We start from the raw sequence: 2,693 nt of genomic DNA, 5'->3' as shown, positions 1-2,693 counted from the left end.
CTTACTCTGTAGTATACTCTAGTACCCTTCTTCACGTTCTTCTTGATGGAAGTGTGGTTGATGTACTTCTTAGTAGTTTTAGTTAAGTACTTGTAACCGGAGTTGGACTTCTTAGTGGAGTAGTATACTCTGTATCCGTCGATTGCGGATTCATCACCTGTTGTAGTCCAGTTGATTCTCATCTTGGAACCGGTGTAACGCTTTGTGGTTACCTTAATCTTGAAGGATTCTACTGCTTTGATAATCTTTTCTACAGCATCTTTTTCTAAAGCTGCTAATGTAGCTTCAGCATCTGCTAATTCTTTGAATTTTGCATCAGGAATATCTTTTGCAGCATTCTGATTATATCCGCCACTTGGAGCTGGAGCAGTATAATCTGTGTATTCAGCAACATATGCATCATATAATGCTCTAGCCGTTTCAACTAATGCCTTATGGGCTTCAGTTACATTAAACGGAATTGCATCAATTGCCTTTTTAACAGCAGCTAATTCCTGACCGCGAATGGTTACTAGCTTATCAGTTAAAGTCGTAATTTCAGCATCAGTAAATCTTGTCACACCTTCGTAGATTTTGCCAGTATCACATTTTTCATTGAATGCCTTCTCTTTCGCAACTAATGTTTTGATATTTTCCTTATCAGCGCTAGTTACATTAGCAGGAAGTTTTGCAATTGCATCAGTGATTTCTTTCTTTTCAGCTTTGGCTAATGCAGAAATCGCTAATTTTAAAGTTGCGATGTTTGCAATGTCAGTATTATCCATTGTTTTATTCGCATCTTTGTTGTATGCCACAGCTGCATCAAATGCAGCTGTAACTGCAGCGGCATTTGCGGTAGTAATGGTTGCAGGCAGTGCCGCAATTTTATCTTCAACTGCTTTCTTGTCGGCTGCAATCTGTCCCTTGGTTTTTGCTGCGTCAAGTACTGCTTTTGCAGTGTTTAACAGTGCAGCAACTTTTTCAGTTGTTCTAGCACCATTGCTTGCATATAAATCTGCAAAGAAATTATCATCATATGCCGTGAAATCTCTGTAGCCTGCATCTGCGGATGTAAATCCAGCATTCAGCATTGTTTTATATGCTTCCAGAGCAGTTTTGTTGGTAGTAAAGCCTGCCATCGCTTTAATCTCATCTAATAAATCTTCTTTAGTATAGATTTCATCTAAACCAACTACTGCATTGTTATTAGTATATACGTCCTGAACTTCAGTAGCAGTTTTTGCAGCATCTACAGCAGCAATTAATTTATCAAAGAGAGCGTTTACTTTTGCTTCTTCTGGAGCATAGTAGCCTTCGGCAAGTGCCTCTGCTCTACCTTTTTCAATATCAGCTTTTTCAAGTTCAATCACTTCTTTGGAAACCGCAGCTGCAGCATTGGTAGCATCAGATTTAATCTCTGCTTCAGCAGCATCATATCCAGACCAGGCAGCATTTGTTTTGTATGCTGCAACTTTTGCATCTGCAACAATTTTATCAATTGCATCTGCATCTTTTACAGTATTTCCATCTGCATCTTTATATGCTTTATATTTAGCTGCAACTGTTTCCAGATCAGAGATTTTTACCGCATTTGCAGTATAGAAGAAATCAGTTGTTGGAACAGCAATAGTATCGGTTGAAGTAGCAATGGCACTCAACTCAGCATCTGTAGTAACAGCATTGATAATTGCAGTCATGCCTGCAACATATGCATCCTTTTCGGCCTTTACTTTTGCAGCAGTATCACCAGTAGCAGTAGCATTGCTAGCAAGGTACTGTGCAGCATTTGCATTTACACGGCTTAAATAAGCAGCCTTTTTTGCAGCTAAAGTGGTAGCATCTGCTTCTTCTTTCGCAGTTGTTAAATAGTTCAGTGCATTTGCGAGCTTGTAACCGATTACAACATTTGCATCTGTACTGTCAACAATTTTAACAACATCTTTTAATGCGCCGGCATCAACCGTTGCCGTTTCAGTACCATATTCACCGGTAGCAGTATTATAAGTAACGGTTTCTGTAGCACCAATCTCACCTAATGCAGTCTTAACAGCACTAACATCTGCATTTGCAGCAATTGTTACAGCATTGATTTCTTTTTTGATCTCAGCAATTTTTTCTTTTGCAAGATCATAACCACTCTTTTTTGTTACTTTATCAACAGTAGTGGAGTAAATAGATAAATTAATCTTATCTACAGCATTCAGTGCTTCTGCTTTCTTCTCTGCAAAGTCAGCTCTAGCAACAGCATCCTTCACCTTGACATCAGCGTATAACGCATCGTTTAAATCACCCTGTACCAAAACTGGAGCGTCAGATGCAAAATCATTTTTGGTATCATCTCCCTTCGCTTCACTATAGAGTGCAACAATCTCGTTTACTGTTAAGTCTTGAAGATCAGCATATTTGCCTTTGATTTCGTTTGTTCTTGCAGTGATAGCAGCAAGCTGCTTATCTTTAATCAGCTGTGCAGCAGCAGTCCAAGCAGCTTTGCTGGCAGTATAGCCAGTATCATATTCTGCAGCAGTTATGTTCTTTACAACATTGTTATAGCTGCTATTCAGAGTTTCAGTAACCTGCGCCTGAGCCTGATTTACATTACCGTTGAATGTTCCTTCATCGGTTACCGCAAAAACAGTTCCAACAGCACTGAAGCTATAAGTGAAGACAACTGACAATGCAAGAAGCACTGTTAAAAATTTCTTCATTTTAAGAAT

Annotated in this window: 1 protein-coding gene; it reads right to left on the bottom strand. The window is 39.0% G+C overall.

The window, feature by feature from the left end; genetic code table 11:
* Positions 1 to 2,693: fibronectin type III domain-containing protein (locus D1155_RS15410; RefSeq protein WP_160203297.1), on the bottom strand; the 2,693-nt coding region annotated here is incomplete at both ends.

This window comes from Anaerotruncus sp. 80, from assembly GCF_009936115.1.
GTDB classification, from domain to species: Bacteria; Bacillota; Clostridia; order Peptostreptococcales; family Anaerovoracaceae; genus Senimuribacter; species Senimuribacter intestinalis.
Note: the sequence above shows the minus strand (reverse complement) of the source record. Positions and strands in the feature narration are given on the sequence as shown.